This is a genomic window from Maribacter luteus (genome assembly GCF_009674825.1).
Lineage (GTDB): Bacteria > Bacteroidota > Bacteroidia > Flavobacteriales > Flavobacteriaceae > Maribacter_A > Maribacter_A luteus.
The window spans coordinates 292,014-311,440 of the sequence record NZ_WKJH01000001.1 but is presented as its reverse complement, the minus strand read 5'-3'; the positions used below and the strand labels follow the sequence as shown (position 1 = coordinate 311,440).

The window sequence follows — 19,427 nt, the reverse complement described above, 5'->3', positions numbered from 1 at the left end:
TTAATTCACCTTAAATTGGAAAATTTCAGAGGTTGATGTATTTCCGGCCGTGTCATTCGTTACTACTTTCCAATAGTATACTTTTCCGGACACGGCATCAAAAGCAATGCCGTTCGAGGAGGTATTCCCCAATAAGGTGGTTGGTGGATTACTTTCATCAATGTAAATGTCATAAGAAATAATATCGTTATCCACATCACTTCCAGTCCAACTTAAAGTTGTATTCCCTGCGTTGATGCTGGCTCCCATTGTAGGGAACTCCACATCTGCTGGGAATGGGGCGTAATTCTCTACGGCCGGTCCTGCGTTATAGAATTTCCAAAGGTCACTTTCCGCAGTATCATCCGTATCGTTGGCTTTGGAGGTTACTGTCCAAGAATAAGGGGTTCCCCTGAGTAGGGTAATTTCCAGTTCATTGGTGCTTGCATTCAATGTCTGCGAAGTATTGGTATCCAAATTCCGGAGATTTACGATATAGGAATCCGTATGGTCGGAAGGATTCCATAAGAAGGTAACACTGCTTTCGGTGTCCGATATATTGGTACCTTCCAAGCATTCGGTATTGTTTTCGGGAAACACCAATGTTGCCGCATCGGGGGGTGTTATTATCACAGGGTCCGGATTGTCATCATCCCCACCACCTCCGCAGGAAATCAAAATGCCAAAGAGTAGTATTGAAAGAGTATATTTTACGGTTTTCATCATTTTACGATTTTGTAGTGATAGGTTTTTTGGGCTGTATGTATTTTTAAAACAAACAATCCGTTAGGAATGTTCGATACATTGATCTGTACCTGACCATTGTTGACATAATGATCCGATATGGAAATCTGTCTGCCCGAAAATGTATAGATTTCAACGTTTACAGAAGGGTCGCTAATAGTTCCAAGTTCTAAATACAACAGACTATCTTTTACAGGGTTCGGATATACCGAAATTTCACTCGCCAAAACAATGGTTTCCTCATAGTACCCCTGGCAATCCTTATCTGTAGAAACACTCATGGTGTTTGTTTGTGCTTCCAGATTCAGGGTAATTTCGTTTTGGGTCGTAGTAAAAACTTCACCGTTCAGGTTTATGGTATAGATCTTACCTCCTTTTAAGCTAAGTGAAACCTTACCAGTACTTGTATCTACCTTAGAACTTACCGATAGGTCCTCAGGTTCTGTGATGGTGAGGTCATAACATTGTTCATAATCGGTTTGCCCTTCAATGGTGATGCATACCGTATAATTGCCCGCGGAAAGTCCGGAAAATTCCGTTTCCGATGTAAATGCATTTGTGGCATCTGTAGTGCCGGAAAGGGTTGCCGAATAATTGTAATTTTCCACAGCGGAAATTGAAATGCTGCCATTGTTGCTAGAGCGACATGTTTCACTGCCGGATTTAACCGAGAAATTGGAAGTTGGTAATGAGAATATCTCACAACCATTTACATCTACCGTGGCCCCAAAAGGCGTATTGGCACAAAGGTCATCGGTATTGGGAACACCATCGGCATCCAAATCGTTGGGGTTAATTAACGCGAGACTGGGATTATCCGCAAAAACAATGAATTCCCCAGGTTGAAGCGCAATAGTACTGGTAGTATTGGTTACTTCCAAGGGCTCATTATTATTCAATAGATTATACCAAGTTCCCGTTTCTTGAAAATCGGGAACGATCTCTTGAGATGTAACACCAAAATTCCCGACTATGGTAACGTAATTGATTTCATCACCTGTAGCGGTGTTGTCTGTTAGGTGAATCGTTTTAAGTCCGGTTGCGGCGTCCAGATTCAAAGAAAAGTCCGTAGTCGCAAAAATGGACTCTTCCAGTTTTAATTTAATCAGATCCTTCCAAGTTTCATAGATGGCAAAGCGGTCGGGTTCAGTGGCATATTCCCAAAGAATGGGTTTGTTACCTGTTCTTCCACCTTCATCAATAGATATGTCATAACCTAATTCCCCGAATTGCCATATCATTTTTGGTCCGGGAACGGTAAAAAAGAAAGCTCCCGCGGTCTGCATTCTACCCAAGGCAGTACTTTCATCAGTAACATCATAGGAACCCTCGGAATTACCATAAAGTAGGTTTTTGTACATAAGACGTTCCTCATCATGACTTTCCATATAGGATACGGCGGAAGGTTGGTCAAAACCTTTTGAAATGTAGGAAACATTCGAAAAATCAGATTTGCTACTGTCATTGTAACCCATGGTAGCCTCGTTGTAAGGGTCGGACATTTTGTTCCATAAAAGGATGCCCTTACCTTCATCAACCCTATAATTGGCCCATTGTTCTTCTTCCTCAATTTGTCCCAGATGTTCAAAAATCACATAAAAATCCTCATCCGAAGCCCATTGGTTATCCGCATAGCCTTTTAAAACTTCTACGCGATCTGCCTGTGGGCTATTGGTACAACTATCGTCCGATGAAGTACAGTTTTGGGTAAAGCCCTTGGTAAGGTCCCAGCGCATTCCATCGATTTGAAATTCCTCTATCCAATAGGTTACTGTTCGGTTTACATAATCTTTTGTAGCCTGTTGTTGATGGTTGAAATCATTGAAAACACTATAGGAATGGGTGGCAGTGGCGTTAAAGAATGGGTTGTCATCACTTGCTTGCCCGCCTGTGCCGCCATTATCGGTGTTCCACATACGGTAATACGGATTTTGGCCAGATGCATGGTTGTAAACCACATCCAATATTACGGCTATGTCGCGGGAATGGCATTCGTCTATAAAAGATTTTAGGGCGTCTTTGGTGCCGTAATATTTATCCAATGCCATATGGAATGACGGATTGTAGCCCCAACTCTCATTGCCATCAAATTCACTCACCGGCATAAGTTCAATAGCATTGATACCCAATGCTTCCAAATAGTCCAATCTATTTTTTACCGCATCAAAAGAATGAAGTTCATCAAAATCACGGATCAATATCTCATAAACCACCAAATCTTCCTTTGCAGGTGGGTCAAAGTCAGTAGTCTGCCAAGTATAGTCAGTTTCGCCAGTATGCAAAACGGTAATCGCATGTGACTGTCCAGCCGGGTAGGAAGGAAGGTCTGGATAGGTGGTGTCATCAATGTAATCATCATTGCCATACCCGTCCAAAATCAAAGTGGAGTACGGATCGGCAATATTGATGTCAAATTCCACAAGATATTGATAGAGATGATCATAATCGGGGGTGAGCCCAGTCAGTTCAATCCAAAAACGATCTTGAGAGGCATCTTTTTTCATTAGGTAGTTGTCATCGATTTCCCAATTGTTGAAATCGCCTATTACATGTACGAATTCCTTTCCTGGGGCGTATAATACCAAGGTAGCTTTGGTAGGGTCGGTGTCATCAAAATTGATGCCGTCCAAAAGTCCGTCGGGAACAGCTTCTTCCGTCACGGTCGGACTAACTGCCAATGTAAAGGTTACCATTAAGGTTTCCGTACCATTGGAAACTTCCAATTCAAAATTTGTCGTGGCGTTTACGCTATAATCAAAGGAATATGAAGTAGCTGAAGTAACCGAATTATCGACTATAGTGTTATTTGCTGAAAGTACAAAGCTCGAATTTGTTGAAGCAGTTGCTTCAATAGAATAGGAAGTGCCTGAAGTAACTATGGTCGTGTTTTGGGCAGGTGATGTGAGTACCAATTGGTAACCTCCGACATCATAGGTTTGGTCTTGTGTTTTTTTATCCCCTGTACCGTCCTTGGCCTTTACGAGCATTCCAATTTGTGAAATGCCGGTGGTACCATAGAAAGTGGAAGGCGTCATGGTGTAACTATAGGTGCCATTACCATTATCCGTCATTTTTTGGGTTTCATCAGAGCTTGTCCATGAACCATTGGTTGGGGAATCTGCTTGATTGCCATCACTATCTTCATACCAAGCCCATAAATAAACATCAGATACACTCCATGCCGTAAGGTCTAAGCCAGAAACCGTGATGGTTATTTCATCGTTTTCGGTAAACGTTGTGGGTGTTGTGGAAAAAACACCATTTTGAACTTGGCCGAAACCAAAGTTCAGGAAAAGCGTGAACAGAACTAATAGTAATAATTTTTTCATGTTTTTCAGTTAATGATTCAAATAGTGTTAAGCCCAATCTATATCGTACCTAGATAAAGGTAAAAAGGGCTGTATAGAACAGCCCTTTTAAATAGGAAATTATATTACCCTATCGTAGTAAAATGATTTTATTTACTGTGTCAACAGATAAGTAGTATGTTCCAGGTGTGCCAATGAATCGGAAATTATTATCACCGTCTAAAGCATCTTCAAAGTTTGAATCAATTGTATATCCTTCTCCAATATAAAATGGGAAATTTTGACCTGAATCCCAATCTTCTTTTGTTAGGAAAAAACGGAAAGCGTCGTTAATTAAGTTAATACTTGCACTGTAAACACCATCTACACAAGTAAATTCGATTGGCGTATCCCAGCCCCAACCGGCATCAACTGCTCCTGCACCTACAACCCATACTGAATCACAGTTAGGTTCTTCTGCACGTGGAATGCCTAAGGTAATTGTTTTGTTTATTGTGTCAACGGTCAATAAATACTTACCAGGAGTGCCATTAAACTTGAAGTTATTATCGCCATCCACGGCATCTTCAAGTAATGGATCGATTGTATATCCTTCTGCCAAGTAATAAGGGTAGTTTTGCCCAGAATCCCAATCTCCTTCTGTTAAGAAAAAGCGGAATGCATCATTTGTTAGGTTAATGTTCATTGAGTACACGCTGTCAGTACATAAAAACTCGATAGGTGTATCCCAGCCCCATCCTGCGTCAACGGCACCTGCACCAACTACATAAATAGATGGGCAGTTAGGTTCTTCAGCTTCTGGAGGGCTTAATTTAATGGTTTTGTTAATTGTATCTACGGTTAGAGAATATTTACCGGGTGTACCAATAAATTTGAAGTTGTTATCACCATCTAGAGCATCTTCGAAATTAGAATCTATGGAATAGCCTTCATCAACATAAAATGGGAAATTTTGACCTGAATCCCAATCACCTTCCGTTAGGAAAAATCGGAAAGCATCATTGGTTAAATTTATATTGGTTTTGTATACATTATCAGTACAAAGAAATTCAATTGGGCTATCCCAACCCCAACCTGCGTCAGTGGCGCCAGCGCCCACAACCCAGATTGAAGGACAGTTAGGACCTTCATTACTGGTTTCCTCCAATATTGAAATATTCAAGGTCATAACATCCGAATAGGAATCAACGGCATCTGCACCTTCTCCAGAACCAGCAAAGGCCCTAGCTCTAAAATACACTTGTCCACTGTCACCGGCCTCCAAACCTAAAAGAGTGGCAAGGTTGTTTAAATCTGACACTTTTACCTCTGCATTGGTTACACTTAAAGTTCCTGAATCATATTCAGTTGTAGGATCATAAGCAGAAAATGTATTGTCTATGGAACCTTGTAATTGGTAGTTGATTTCAGTCTGTACACCAAAATCAACTTCATTCCAGACGAACCTTTCAGCTACATTATCCATAGTGCCCGAAGATATCAAATATTCATCTGCTGCGGAAAAAGAGAAAGCAGCATCTTCTGAAGCTTGTGATAGTGTAAATTTAGGAACTACATCATCATTGTCACAGGAGCTAATAAGCCATGCCGCTAATATAAAGGGCAGAATTTTAAAGAAGTTTTTTATAATAGTTTTCATAGTATGTACTGTTTTGTTATTTTTTAGAAACCAGGATTTTGATTTAAGTTAGGGTTTGCTTCCAATGCCGATAATGGTATTGGGAACAGGTTGTAATAATCGGGGATGGAAGTTCCCTGTGCCGTATTTCCTTTCCATGGCCAGATGTAAGAACTACCGGTGAATTTTCCAAATCGGATAAGATCGGTCCTTCGTTGTCCTTCCAAATTTAACTCCCTAGCGCGTTCATCAAGAATAAAATCTAGGGTTAATTCGGACAATCCAATGGTATTGGCATTAGAGCGCTGTCTAATTTCATTTACATAGTTCAATGCCTGTGAAGCATCTCCACCGGCAGCACCGCGCAATACACATTCGGCATATATCAAATAAGCATCGGCCAATCTATAAAATGGAAAATCGGTACTTGAAAAAGTAGTCGCAGGAAGTGTTGTTGAAAATCCTGAATTGCGAAATTTTACCGAAGGATAACCGTCTGTCCATGCTTTGTAGTCGGCCATTTCATAGTTGTGTCCTTCCGTCCAGAAAAGTTCGCCCCTATCGTCATTATCCTCGTATAACCCATACCATGCTTTGGTGGCCCTATGGCCAGACCAGCCTTCCGCGGCTCCAAAGTTTATAATAGGCATTGTTTCCGAGCCCATACTACCATTTACGATATAGGTAGTGTTCCCATAACTCTGACTGGTTTCGGAATCTGCAATTAAAGTGAAAATAATTTCAGATGAAGAGTCGTTATCCCCTGAAAAATTGCTTACAAAATCTGGGGCTAAGGTATAACCGCCTTCATCGATTACCTTTTTAATAAAGGTCAAAGCCTCAGAGTATCTATCTTCCCCTATATAAACTTCGGCATTAAGATATAGTTTTGCTAATAACATTTGAACGGCGGCTTTGTTGGCCCGGCCATATGATTTAGTGTTAGATATCAGTGCTTCAGCCTCTAGTAGGTCATTTTCGACGAAAGTGAAAAGCTCTGCTCTGGTAGCTTCAGGTAAAGGGGCGGAAACCCCGATTTCATTTTCAGTCACCAAAACACCTTTACCGAAAGTATCAATGAGATAATAATAGGCGAGTCCTCGTAAAAATTTCACTTCCCCGACTACTTGATCTTGGCCATCTATGCTTACCGAATTTAAAATAGACAATAGGTTGTTAGCTTGTGGTATGGTATAATAGATTCGATTATACATGTATCCGAAAAACTTATTGTTTTCATCCCAGTCGGAAGTAGTGGTCAATTGATCCAAGCCATCATCCCCCCAACGGTTTTTCATGCCATCAGCAGTAAAATCCTGTAGATTGATGATTCCTCTTAAGAATGGGGATTCCCCAGTGTCACCACTAATGTCACCACTACTGGGACCATCAGGTCCAGAGAGGGCAAACGATGCATATAAACGGGATAAAATTCCTGAAACGGCATCGGGATCATTAGCTAATAAGTCGTCCAACGACTGTTCTACCAAAGGTTCTGTGTTCAAATCATCAGTACACCCTTGAACGCTTGCTAGTATGCAAAAAAGAATTAATATTATTTTCTTCATAGTGATTTATATTAAAAGTCTACGCTTAAACCAAGGGTGAATGACCGTGGTCTAGGATAAAAATTGTTATCTATTGCATTAAAGTTCTCAGGGTCTTGACCACTGTAGTTGGTAATGATAAACGGATTGTTTACAGCACCGTAGACCCGCATTGAAGTGTTTTTCAAGATGTCGTCCAAACGATAGCCCAATACGATATTCTCGCATCTAAGGAATGTTGCGTCTTCCAGAAAATAATCTGAAAAAGGAATGTTACCCTGTATGTCGACGAAATTATAATCGGCTGCGCCAGAATAAAAGTCCAAAACGTTGCTCAGGCTGTTTGAGTTGTTTGGTACTGCCTTGTCGATCCATCCTGAAGTAAGTCTTCTGGAATTATAGACTTGTCCTCCGATTTGGCCCCTAAAACTGGTACTAAAATCGAACTTGTTATAATTGAAGTTAAAACCGAAACCAAAGGTCCAGTTAGGTCTTAATGATTTAAAATAACGGTCATCGTTATCGGTTATGCCATCGCCATTAAAATCCGCAAAGGCACCGTGGATAGGATTACCCGCAGTATCATACAATTGTCTGAATACCCAAGCGGAATATGGTTGGTAGCCCACAGTGTGGTACCCTATGTTAACCCCTGTACCTGTGGGGATTCCTGAGCCATCAGCAGAAATCCGGCTAACATCTTGAAGATCGGTTACTTCGGCCCTACTATAAGATACGTTAGAATAAAACTCCAGATTCGTACTTTCATTGCTTAAAAGGGTAGCGTTTAAGATTACCTCAAAACCTTTACTTTCCGTTTCCCCAACATTTTTAACAAATGAATCCGTTAGTCCTTGGCCTGGCGCTACCGGTACTTTTGCAAGTAGGTCAGAAGTTTCCCTATAAAAAACATCGAAAGAGCCATTGATCAATCGGTTTGCGAAAAGTCCAAAATCTATCCCGGCGTTATAAGTGGTGGTTTTTTCCCAGGTTAAGTCTTCATTAAAAGGTTTGGCTGAATAAAGTGCAACCCCTTGGAGGTATTGTCCGGTACTGGAACCAGCTTCAAATAATGGTACCGAAGGATAAAAGCCTACAGCACCTGTAATATCCTGTTGGCCTGTTTTACCCCAGCCTAATCGCAATTTAAGGTCATTGATTACTTGGGAATCTTTTAAGAAGTCCTCTTCGTTCACTTTCCAGGCCAAAGCCGCTGCAGGAAAGTACCCCCATCTATTGTCCTTGCTGAACAAGGAAGAACCATCGGCCCTAAAGGAAACCGTCACCAAATATTTATCAAATAAGTTTAGATTGGTCCTGCCAAAGAAAGATTGTAAGTTGAGCTCGTTAAAATAGCGGTTGTTCGGGTTTTGTGCATCGATTTGTAATTCACGTATCCCCGTTTCGTCATTGTAGCGATATTCTTCTTTGTTACCATCATTCCTGAAATTTTGATAGGAATAGCCTCCCTGAACATCAAAATTGGTCAAGAACCCTTCTTCATAGCGTTTTGCATAAACCAAATAAGCATCCATGGTCTGGTTGGTTATACTTTGGTTTTCCCTGTAGTTGACCCCAGGATTGAAAACATAATTGGTGTTAATGTCATTGTTCGATGAGTCGAATTTATAGGTCGCCAAGGAATTATCGGAAAAAGACTCCTCAATATCCGCTGTTGAAGCTTCAAGACCTAAGTTAAGGACAGCCCTTAATTCTGGTAAGAAGTGCATCTTATAATCGAATTCAACGTTTCCAAGGATTTTCTGTACTTTTTCTGGTCGTGTTCTTTGTAATAACAGCGCTAGCGGATTCCATTGACCATCAAGTAATAATCGCGTGGGATTATCCACATCATCCAAAATGGTGTTTTGGTAAAAACCTCCAAAGCGGTTGCCGGGGGAATTATCGTAAATAGGTTTTGTGGGATCCATGTTGACAGCACCTCCCAAGGCACCACCTTCATCAACTGCATTTTTTTCTGAACTGATACCTTTTGCGTTGATATCGATCTTCAAATGATCATCGAAGAATGTAGGTGTAAATTTAACCGAGGCGGTATACCGCTCATAATCATTGGTTTTTACCAAACCTTCGGTGTTGTTATAGCCAAAGGAAAATCTAGTAGGCACTTTATTAAAAAGGTTGGCCCTAGCGCTAAAGTTGTGGTCCGATGATACTGCGGCCCTATAAATGGCATCTTGCCAGTCTGTATTAGCAGTTCCCAATAAGCCGGAATATGTAGGGTGATACTCATTAATGAACTTGGTGTATGTTGGTCCATCCATTAAATCGATCTTACTACTTACCGTACTAATACTCGTATTTGTTGAAAAATTGAACTTTGGACCACCCGAAGTTCCTTTTTTGGTGGTAATGATGATAACCCCGTTGGATGCCCTTGAACCATAAATGGCAGCTGCTGATGCATCCTTAAGGATGGAAAAGCTGTCAACGTCATTTGGGTTGATCAAGGAAAATGGGTTATTGACCCCTGCCGGATTGGTGTTGTCTATAGGTACTCCGTCAATTACAATAAGCGGACTATTGTTCGCACTAAGCGAAGCACCACCCCTTATTCTAATGTTCGGCGCTGCATCGGGTGCACCACCTGAACTGGTAATTCGCACACCGGCAGCTTTACCGGTTAAAAGTTGATCGGTACTTACAATGGCACCTTTGTTAAAATCTTCAGAGGTTACTGCAGTTAACGAGCCAGTAGCATCTTTAACTGTGGTTGTACCATACCCAATAACCACAACTTCATCCAATTGCGCCCTGTCCTCTTCCATTACTATGTCTAGATTAGGACCTGTAACTGGAATATCCAGGGTTTTGTATCCGATGTAGGAGAACTGCAATACCGCATCATCGTCTACGGTAAGGGTGTAATATCCATCAAAATCGGTCGTAGTTCCTGTAGATGTACCTACGACTACTATACTGACACCGGGCAAGGGACCTCCAGTTGCCTGATCGGTCACATTACCTGTCACGGTGGTCTGTGCAAAAATCCCTATGGGAATCATGAACACGGCCAGTAAAAGGCACTGTTTGATTTTTTTCATAGAACGTTTCTTAAATTAGTTTTAATTAGATTTGAATTATAATTTTACTCCTCATCTACGAAATTATGTAAATTTTATGTTAATTATCACTCAGGCCAATGTTTACGGGCTATTACAACGTTTTCGGGTTGATAACTTTTCGTTTATTTTTAAGGTATTGATAAAAGAGGGTACTTTTAAAGATCATTTGTTTATTTTAACCGTTATTTTTTTAACAAACCCATATTCCATATGAAGCCGAAAATGACCCTGAAGAGAATTGCCAAAGAATTAGGAGTGTCAATTTCGACGGTTTCCAAAGCACTGCATGACAATAAAGAAATAAGTCAGGATAATCGGGATAAAATCCAGGCTTTTGCTAAATTCTATAACTATCGTCCCAATAACATCGCCCTTAGTCTAAAGAACAAAAAGACAAAGACGATTGGGTTGATCATTCCTGAAATAGTGCATAACTTTTTTGCTAAGGTCATCAGCGGTATCGAGCATGTGGCCAAATTAAAAGGGTATAATGTTCTTATAGCCGTTACTAACGAGTCCTTTGATAAAGAAGTTATTAATATGGAGTTGTTGGTTCATAGTAATATTGATGGTTTCATAATGTCCTTGTCAAAGGAAACCTTGTTAAATCAGGATAAGCACCATCTACAGGAAACCATTAACCAAGGAATCCCCATTGTTATGTTCGACCGGGTCCTCAATGATATCGATTGTGACAAGGTTATTGTTGATGATTTAAAAGGGGCCAAGATGGCAACCCAAAAGCTTATTGATACGGGCTGCAAGAAAATCCTTTTATTGACTACAGAGGACTTTATCAATATAGGAAAGCTGAGGACACAAGGGTATTTAGAGGTTCTGAAAGAGAATAACATAACGCCGGACCCAGACATTATCTATCGAGTAAGTGATATGGGAAATCTAGAACGAAAACAAGAAGCCATTGAGGAGGATATCAATAAAATATTCGACAGGGTCAGTGATATAGACGGAATTTTTGCCGTTAACGAGATTTATGCCATAACAGCGTTGAATGTTGCACGGCAAAGAGGACTTCGGGTGCCAGAAGATTTGTCCGTAGTCAGTTTTTCAGACGGAATCCTTTCACAACATTCACGGCCAAGCCTTACTACCATTAGCCAGCACGGATTTAAGATCGGGGAAGTGGCCGCTTCCTTATTGATAGATAGGTTAAGTCATGAGGATGAAGAGAAGGAATATGAGACTAAAATCGTAAAAACAGAGCTCATTGAAAGAGATTCAACAAGATAAGTTGTTGAAAATCAAAAAAAACTTTATATTTTTGACCCAATCAAAACTTAATTTTACTTCTCAACTATAAGTTTTGAATAGACTTTTGGTAATTTTAATGGGTTCGTTATTAGGCCATTAAATTTAAAATTCCCGTTACTTTATTCAATGTAAGGACATTTTGTGCATTTCGTATGTATATTATGAAACACTTATGTCTATTTCAGTTCAAAAAAAATATCATGAAGAAAAAAGGATTCATTTTCGATTTGGACGGTGTTATCGTAGATACCGCGAAATACCATTACTTGGCTTGGAAGAAACTTGCCAATGAACTTGGCTTTGAATTTACAGAAGAACAAAACGAGATGTTCAAAGGGGTAAGCCGTAAAAGGTGTTTGGAAATCCTTTTGGACATAGGGGGCATCGAGGCTACGCAAAAAGAGTTCGATACTTGGATGATAGAGAAAAACGAGGATTATCTTGAATACATTGAAAAGATGGATGCTTCCGAGATTTTACCCGATGTACCTAAGGTTTTGGAATATCTTAAGGCCAAAAAAGTACCTATAGCATTGGGCTCTGCAAGTAAGAATGCCAAGCCAATTTTGGAAAAGGTCGGTTTATTGCCTTATTTTGATAATATCGTTGATGGCAATAGCGTTAGCAAAGCCAAACCAGATCCCGAGGTTTTTCTGATAGCTGCAGATAAATTAGGGGTCATGCCCAAAGACTGTTTTGTCTTTGAAGATGCCGTTGCGGGTATCCAGGCAGCCAATAATGCGGAAATGACCAGTATTGGAATTGGTGACTCCGATATTTTGGCCGAAGCCGATTATAATTTTAAGGATTTCACAGAAATCGATTTGGATTTTATAAAAAAATTATTGCAACTAAAATGAATCAAGAATATATAAAAGCGGACAATTGGTCAATAATCGAGGAAGGTTTTGATCAGGAAACTGTAAAATCCTCCGAAAGCCTTTTCAGTCTGGGCAATGGGGCAATGGGGCAACGTGCCAATTTCGAGGAAACCTATACGGGCCCTACCTTTCAAGGTAGTTATATTGCAGGGGTTTATTATCCTGATAAGACACGTGTTGGTTGGTGGAAAAATGGCTATCCCGAATATTTTGCCAAGGTTTTGAACGCTCCAAATTGGATTGGTATTGATGTGCTTATCAATAATGAACCTTTGGATCTGTTTACCTGTACTGCGGTAAAAGATTTTAGACGGGAATTGAACATGAAAGAAGGGTGGTACAAAAGGTCTTTTATAGCAACGCTGCCCAACAACGGGGCCAAGGTTCAAGTTGTGATAACCCGTTTTTTAAGCCTTGATATTGATGAGGTAGGAGCGATCAACTATAATGTTTCCCCATTGGATCAAGATGTTGAGGTTACTTTTGTTCCTTTTCTCGATAGTGGCATTACCAACGAGGACAGCAATTGGGACGATAAGTTTTGGAATACGACTGAAGTGCATTCCAAAGATAACCGAGCTTATATCCAAGCCCATACCATGAAGACGAATTTCAAGACCTGTACGTTTATGGCCTCGGAACTACTTCTAGATGGGAAAATATTGAATGTAGAACCCAATGCAAAACAGAAAGAGACATGGGTAGGGCATACTTATACCCAAAAGGTTAAGCAAGGTGGGGTCATAACACTACATAAGTTTGGGGGTTATACCGTATCAAGGAACCATAAAGCTGATGCGTTGGTCGAGGCTGCCAATTCGGTATTGGACCAAGTGTCGCAATTAGGGTTTAATGCACTACTTGAAAAACAGAAAGAGGCTTGGGCCGCTATTTGGCAAATGAGCGATATTACCATTGAAGGTGATGAAAAAGCACAGCAGGGTATACGTTTCAATATATTTCAATTGAACCAAACTTATTTGGGTACCGATCCTAAACTGAATATTGGTCCAAAGGGATTTACGGGAGAAAAATACGGTGGAAGTACATATTGGGATACCGAAGCCTATTGTATTCCTTTTTATATGGCCACAAAGAACCAGAATGTTGCCAGGAATTTATTGAGATACCGATACGAGCACTTGGAAAAGGCCATAGAGAATGCCCAAAAATTAGGTTTCAATAATGGGGCGGCACTATACCCCATGGTTACCATGAACGGGGAAGAATGCCATAATGAATGGGAGATCACTTTTGAGGAAATACATAGAAACGGGGCCATTGCTTTTGCTATATACAATTATTATAGATATACCGGAGACTACTCTTATATTCCCGAAATGGGACTGGAAGTATTGATCGGTATCGCCCGTTTTTGGCATCAAAGGGCCAATTATTCCGAAGCCAAGAATAAATACGTTATACTTGGGGTAACAGGGCCGAACGAGTATGAGAATAACGTGAACAATAACTGGTATACGAATTATTTGGCCAAATGGTGCATTGAGTATACCGTTAAACAGCTACATAAAGTAAAAGATGGCTATCCTGATGATTACGAACGTATCGTTGGGCACACCCGCTTAACTTCGAATGAAATAGATAAATGGGAAGAGGTTGCCAAAGGCATGTATTTCCCTTATTCTGAAAAATATGGGGTTTACCTTCAGCAAGATGGTTTCTTGGACAAAGAACTTATAACGGTTGATAAGTTGGATAAGATGGAAAGGCCCATTAACCAGAAATGGAGCTGGGACCGTATCCTAAGATCTCCATACATTAAACAGGCCGATGTATTGCAATGTTTCTATTTTTTTGAAGATCATTTTTCTCAGGAAATGCTTGAAAAACATTTTGATTTTTATGAGCCGTTTACGGTGCATGAATCATCACTTTCACCATGTGTGCATAGTATACAAGCGGCAAAATTAGATCGAATGGATCAGGCATATCAATTCTATCTAAGAACCTCAAGATTAGATCTTGATGATTATAATAAAGAGGTTGAGGAAGGTCTTCACATTACCTCTATGGCCGGCACATGGATGAGTATCGTTGAAGGTTTCGGTGGGCTAAGGATCATTGATGATAAATTATCATTCAACCCAAGAATACCCAACAAATGGAAATCATATTCTTTCAAGATCAACTTTAGGAATAGGATCATTAAGGTAACCGTTTCGGCAAGCGGCACTAAATTTAAATTGGATGGGCATGAACAAATGTCAATACGATATAAAGGTAAAAGGTTGGAATTGAACCCTGGAGAGGAAATTTCTGCTTAAATGAGAAGTTCTAGGTTCTTTATTTATATTCTTATCCTACTTTTGACCCAAGCTTGTACAGTTAAAAAAGAAGACAAACCAATGGCATCTGAGAAAAAAGTAAGAAAAGAGGTTGTTTATCAGGTTTTTACACGACTCTTTGGCAATACGAACACCACCAATAAACCTTGGGGAACGATAGAAGAGAACGGAGTGGGTAAATTTTCCGATTTTTCGGAGAAGGCACTTACAGAAATCAAAGATCTTGGTGTAACCTATATTTGGTATACCGGGGTGCCGCACCATGATGTGATTACCGATTACAGTGCTTACGGAATTTCAAATGACGACCCTGACATTGTTAAAGGAAGGGCAGGTTCGCCATATGCCGTTAAGGATTATTATAATGTAAATCCTGATTTGGCCGATGATCCCGCCAATAGATTGGCAGAGTTCAAGGCATTGGTTAAAAGGTCGCATGAGGCCGGACTTAAGGTGATCATAGATATTGTTCCGAACCACGTTGCCCGAAATTACGAAGGTAAATCTACCCCAGAGGGTTTAGAACCCTTTGGAGCATCGGATGATACAAGTGTGGAGTATAAGAGGAACAATAATTTTTATTACATTCCTTCAGAGGCTTTTAAGGTACCACAATGGGAAAACGGTTATTTACCTTTGGGAGGTGAAGCGCATCCATTGGCTGATGGGAAATTCGATGAGAACCCGGCTAAATGGACAGGCAATGGGTCAAGAATGGCCCAGCCAAATATAAATGACTGGTACGAGACCGTAAAGATCAATTATGGTGTACGACCCGATGGATCCTATGATTTTGATAGGCTTCCAGAAGATTTCGGTTCTAAGGATTATATGGCGCATTATGAATTTTGGGCCAATAAGGATGTACCTGGTTCTTGGGTGAAATTCAAGGATATTGCCCTGTATTGGTTGGCCATCGGGGTAGATGGTTTTCGGTATGATATGGCCGAAATGGTACCGGTGGAGTTCTGGAGCTATATGAATTCCCACATAAAAATGAGCAATCCCGAAGCCTTTCTTTTGGCCGAAGTATATAATCCGGATTTATATAGGGATTATATCTTTAAAGGGAAGATGGATTATCTCTATGATAAGGTAGAGATGTACGATTCCCTTAAACATATAATGCAAGGCCATGGTTGGACAGACCACATTCCCGTGGTAAAGAACAACCTGAAGGATATAGAGCATCATATGCTCCATTTTCTCGAAAACCATGATGAACAGCGTATTGCGAGTCCGGATTTTGCGGGTGATGCCAATAAAGGAAAACCTGCGATGGTGGTTTCAGCGACCATAAGCACATCTCCTACCATGATCTATTTTGGACAAGAGGTTGGTGAACCTGGAAATGAAAATGCCGGATTTGGGCAACCTACCCGTACATCTATTTTTGACTATATAGGTGTACCGCATCATCAACGTTGGGTAAATGATAAAAAATTCGATGGCGGACAATTGTCCAATGATGAAAAGGAACTTCGTGAATTTTATAAATCCTTATTGAACTTCACCATTAACAGTGAGGCCTTAATGGGCAATTATGCCGATATACATTATTACAATAAGGACAATACCGAAAATTATAATCACCGGGTGCTCTCCTATGTGCGTTGGTCTTCAAGTGAGAAGTTGTTGGTGGTTTCCAATTTTGACGCCAATGAATCCTATTCATTCGAGCTGAAAATCCCAAAGGAGATCATTTCAATGTGGCTGCTCAAGGACGGTGTCTATACCACAAATGATCAACTGACTTCAGATTATGCGCCAAACCTCATTGTAGAGAACGGAGTCGGGAAAATTCAAATCGATATAGCACCTTTGGAATCCTTCATTTTAAAATTAAATTAAGGGCGGAAATAAATATTTTGGTCAGAAGATGTATCTTACATGTGCGGTTAATAAGTTTTCCGTACAGGTATTAATTCGATTTGATCAAATGAAAAATTTAACTTATTGTTTTCTACTACTGTCCTTAACATTGATTCTAAGTTGTAATATGGTTGATAAACCCTTGGTAATAGGTCATCGTGGCGCAATGGGCCATGAAACTGAAAATACATTGGCTTCTGTTAAGAAAGCCCTGGAACTTGGGGTTGATATGATAGAGATAGATGTGTTTAAAATAAAGAGTGGTGAGATTGTTGTATTCCATGATCAAACAGTAGATCGTTTGGCCAATGCAACAGGTAATATTGAGGATTTCGATATTTTATATGTTAAACAAATGGTTTTGGATGGTAATCATTCCATTCCATTGCTTCAAGAGGTCATAAGGGCTCTCGATGATAATGTTAGGTTGAATATTGAGTTAAAGGGGGCTGGCACTTCGGATAGGGTCAATTTTATTGTGAAAGCAATTATGAAAGAACGGGGATGGGACTTGGATAAATTCTTGATTTCCAGTTTCAATTGGGACGAATTGAAATCCATGAGAGAGCACAACAATGATATTCCCATTGCAGTGTTGACCGAGGATAATCCTTTGGATGCCATGAAAATAGCCCAAGAATTGAAGGCAGAGGCTATTAATCCGAATTTCAAGGATTTGGATGCGGAATCGGTCAAAAAAATCAAAGCTGAAGGATTTAAAATCTACACATGGACGGTCAATGAACCTGAGGATATTTATATGGTCGAGTCATACGGCGTAGAAGGAATTATTACGAATTATCCAGAGAGAATCAAGTAATGTTCGATGTAATTATAATAGGAGGTGGTGCATCGGGGTTTTATGCTGCCATTCATATTGCCGAAACAAATCCAAATATTAAAATTGCCATTTTAGAAAGGGGCAAAGATGTTCTAAAGAAGGTCAGTATATCCGGTGGCGGGCGTTGTAATGTCACCAATGGGGAAACCGACCCTATGGAACTAACGAAAAATTATCCCCGTGGTGCGAAAGAGTTGTTAGGCCCATTTTATTCCCACGGTCCTGAGCAGACCATGCAGTTTTTCGAAAGTAGGGGGGTACCCCTCAAAATAGAGGATGATGGCAGGGTTTTCCCGGAGTCCAATTCCTCCCAATCGATAATTGATTGTTTTCTTAAAGAAACGGATCGTTTGGGTATTCAGGTTTACAGACAAAGCTCGGTAAAAGCCATTGAACCCATACAGGAAGGGGAAGCGAATGTAGGATGGCAGGTTACTACTGTGAAAGCAAAGTATTCTTGCAAGAAATTATTGGTGACCGCAGGGAGCAATCCAAAAATTTGGGAGATGTTAGAAGGCTTGGGGCATTCCATTGTGGCTCCTGTACCTTCGTTGTTTACTTTTAATATTGATGATGATCGTATTTCCGGAATACCCGGGGTAAGTACACCTGCCCATGTTGAGGTGCTTCCAAAGCATTCGTATAAACCTGAGATTTCGGTAAAGCTTAAAAGCAAACGAAACGGGAAACCGCTTTTTAGTGCCGAAGGCCCTGTTCTTATAACACATTGGGGGTTAAGTGGCCCAGCTATTTTAAGGTTGTCCGCTTGGGGGGCACTGCAACTGCACGAAAGTAAATACCGTTTTCCGATTAAGGTGAATTGGCTCCCGGAATATCATAAATCTTCGGTATTGTCCTTTTTGCAAGAAGTAAAGGAGGTAGAAGGCAAAAAAACGGTATTACGCTCAAAGGTTTTTGATATTCCAAAAAGACTTTGGACCAATTTGGTAAAGGCATCCGATATTGCCAATGATGAAAAATGGGCAGAGGTCACCAAGGAAAAGTTACAACAGCTTTCCGATCAATTGTCCAACAGTAGGTTTATGGTAGAGGGTAAGAGTACGTTCAAAGATGAATTTGTGACCGCTGGAGGGGTGGAATTAAAGGAAATCAATTTTAAAACCTATGAAAGTAGAATTTGTGACGGACTTTATTTTGCTGGCGAAATCATGAATGTGGATGCCATTACCGGTGGGTTCAACTTTCAGAATGCCTGGACCGGTGGTTACCTTGCTGCAATGGGCATAACCGAAGCCTTGGGAAGTTAGGAGGGTATAGGACACATTCTCGGCGAAATAGAGCCAATTATAAAGTTCAAATAAACGATGCCTCAAACCTTTCTGACACAATTCCTTTTGATATTTTTTTATTAAAATATGCGCCAATAATATGTTGAAATGCGTATATTGTATGTAAATACTGTTATTATGGCAACAATCAGAAAATCATTAACTATAACTACTACCCAGGAAGAGTGGATAAAATTTCAAATCGAGAATGGGGGTTTCGCCAACGATAGTGAATACATGCGGCATCTAATAAGATTAGATGAGGAGCGCAATAGGGAGTTTCTAATCACCAAGGCGGCCATACAAGAAGGATATGAAAGTGGCGTGCGTTCTAGAATAAGGTCTGTTGATGAAATTGTTGAAGCTGCGAAAGTTCGTAAAAAGAACAGAAATGTCTAGTTATTATTTATCGTCGAAAGCAGATGACGATATTGATGATATAGTGGATTATACTTTAGAAACTTGGGGCGAATTACAGACACATGCCTATGTTACGGAGTTGTACCAATTTTTACAGACTCTGGCAGATAATCCCGATCTTGGTCGAGACGCTTCAGAATATGTAACTCTACTTAGAAGATACAACTATAAGGCACATACAATTTTTTACGAACCAACTAAAAAGGGCATATTCGTTGTTCGCATTTTAGGGCAAGTAAGGGATTTCAAAAGACATCTTTAGCC

Annotated in this window: 13 protein-coding genes; 8 read left to right on the top strand and 5 right to left on the bottom strand. The window is 40.2% G+C overall.

The window, feature by feature from the left end:
- The 5 genes from GJ691_RS01245 to GJ691_RS01225 form a co-directional block, all read right to left on the bottom strand.
- Entirely contained in the window at window positions 1-705 is a 705-nt protein-coding gene (locus GJ691_RS01245) for a hypothetical protein (RefSeq protein WP_246200077.1), read from the bottom strand.
- A complete protein-coding gene (locus GJ691_RS01240; protein WP_154362951.1) occupies window positions 702-4,052 on the bottom strand; it encodes an alpha-amylase family glycosyl hydrolase in 3,351 nt (1,116 codons plus the stop codon). The genes GJ691_RS01245 and GJ691_RS01240 overlap by 4 nt, the downstream gene beginning before the upstream one ends.
- 109 nt (window positions 4,053-4,161) lie before the next feature.
- Window positions 4,162-5,670: a SusE domain-containing protein gene (locus GJ691_RS01235; RefSeq protein WP_154362949.1), complete on the bottom strand. Its 1,509-nt coding sequence runs from the start codon at window positions 5,668-5,670 to the stop codon at window positions 4,162-4,164.
- 23 nt (window positions 5,671-5,693) lie between these two features.
- The gene (locus GJ691_RS01230; RefSeq protein ID WP_154362947.1) at window positions 5,694-7,217 is read right to left on the bottom strand and encodes a RagB/SusD family nutrient uptake outer membrane protein; all 1,524 of its coding nucleotides are present in this window, start codon (window positions 7,215-7,217) and stop codon (window positions 5,694-5,696) included.
- Window positions 7,218-7,228: 11 nt separating this feature from the next.
- Window positions 7,229-10,261 (bottom strand): SusC/RagA family TonB-linked outer membrane protein, encoded by a 3,033-nt coding sequence (locus tag GJ691_RS01225; protein WP_154362945.1) that lies wholly within the window; start codon window positions 10,259-10,261, stop codon window positions 7,229-7,231.
- Between the two features lie 231 nt (window positions 10,262-10,492).
- Here GJ691_RS01225 and GJ691_RS01220 point away from each other — a divergent pair, with 231 nt between their 5' ends.
- The 8 genes from GJ691_RS01220 (at window position 10,493) to GJ691_RS01185 (ending at window position 19,425) form a co-directional block, all read left to right on the top strand.
- The gene (locus GJ691_RS01220) at window positions 10,493-11,533 is read left to right on the top strand and encodes a LacI family DNA-binding transcriptional regulator (RefSeq protein ID WP_154362944.1); all 1,041 of its coding nucleotides are present in this window, start codon (window positions 10,493-10,495) and stop codon (window positions 11,531-11,533) included.
- 221 nt (window positions 11,534-11,754) lie between these two features.
- Window positions 11,755-12,414 (top strand): beta-phosphoglucomutase, encoded by a 660-nt coding sequence (gene pgmB, locus GJ691_RS01215; RefSeq protein ID WP_154362942.1) that lies wholly within the window; start codon window positions 11,755-11,757, stop codon window positions 12,412-12,414.
- A complete protein-coding gene (locus GJ691_RS01210) occupies window positions 12,411-14,720 on the top strand; it encodes a glycoside hydrolase family 65 protein (RefSeq protein WP_154362940.1) in 2,310 nt (769 codons plus the stop codon). Before pgmB ends, GJ691_RS01210 begins: the two co-directional genes overlap by 4 nt.
- The gene (locus GJ691_RS01205; protein ID WP_154362937.1) at window positions 14,721-16,592 is read left to right on the top strand and encodes an alpha-amylase family glycosyl hydrolase; all 1,872 of its coding nucleotides are present in this window, start codon (window positions 14,721-14,723) and stop codon (window positions 16,590-16,592) included. It begins immediately after the preceding gene.
- An 88-nt stretch (window positions 16,593-16,680) separates the two neighbouring features.
- A complete protein-coding gene (locus tag GJ691_RS01200) occupies window positions 16,681-17,433 on the top strand; it encodes a glycerophosphodiester phosphodiesterase (protein ID WP_246200075.1) in 753 nt (250 codons plus the stop codon).
- Entirely contained in the window at window positions 17,433-18,722 is a 1,290-nt protein-coding gene (locus GJ691_RS01195; protein ID WP_154362935.1) for a BaiN/RdsA family NAD(P)/FAD-dependent oxidoreductase, read from the top strand. The genes GJ691_RS01200 and GJ691_RS01195 overlap by 1 nt, the downstream gene beginning before the upstream one ends.
- 159 nt (window positions 18,723-18,881) lie before the next feature.
- Complete coding sequence (locus GJ691_RS01190) at window positions 18,882-19,142, top strand: ribbon-helix-helix domain-containing protein (protein WP_154362933.1); 261 nt, start codon at window positions 18,882-18,884, stop codon at window positions 19,140-19,142.
- Window positions 19,135-19,425 (top strand): type II toxin-antitoxin system RelE/ParE family toxin, encoded by a 291-nt coding sequence (locus GJ691_RS01185; RefSeq protein ID WP_179954989.1) that lies wholly within the window; start codon window positions 19,135-19,137, stop codon window positions 19,423-19,425. Before GJ691_RS01190 ends, GJ691_RS01185 begins: the two co-directional genes overlap by 8 nt.
- Window positions 19,426-19,427 lie beyond the last annotated feature (2 nt).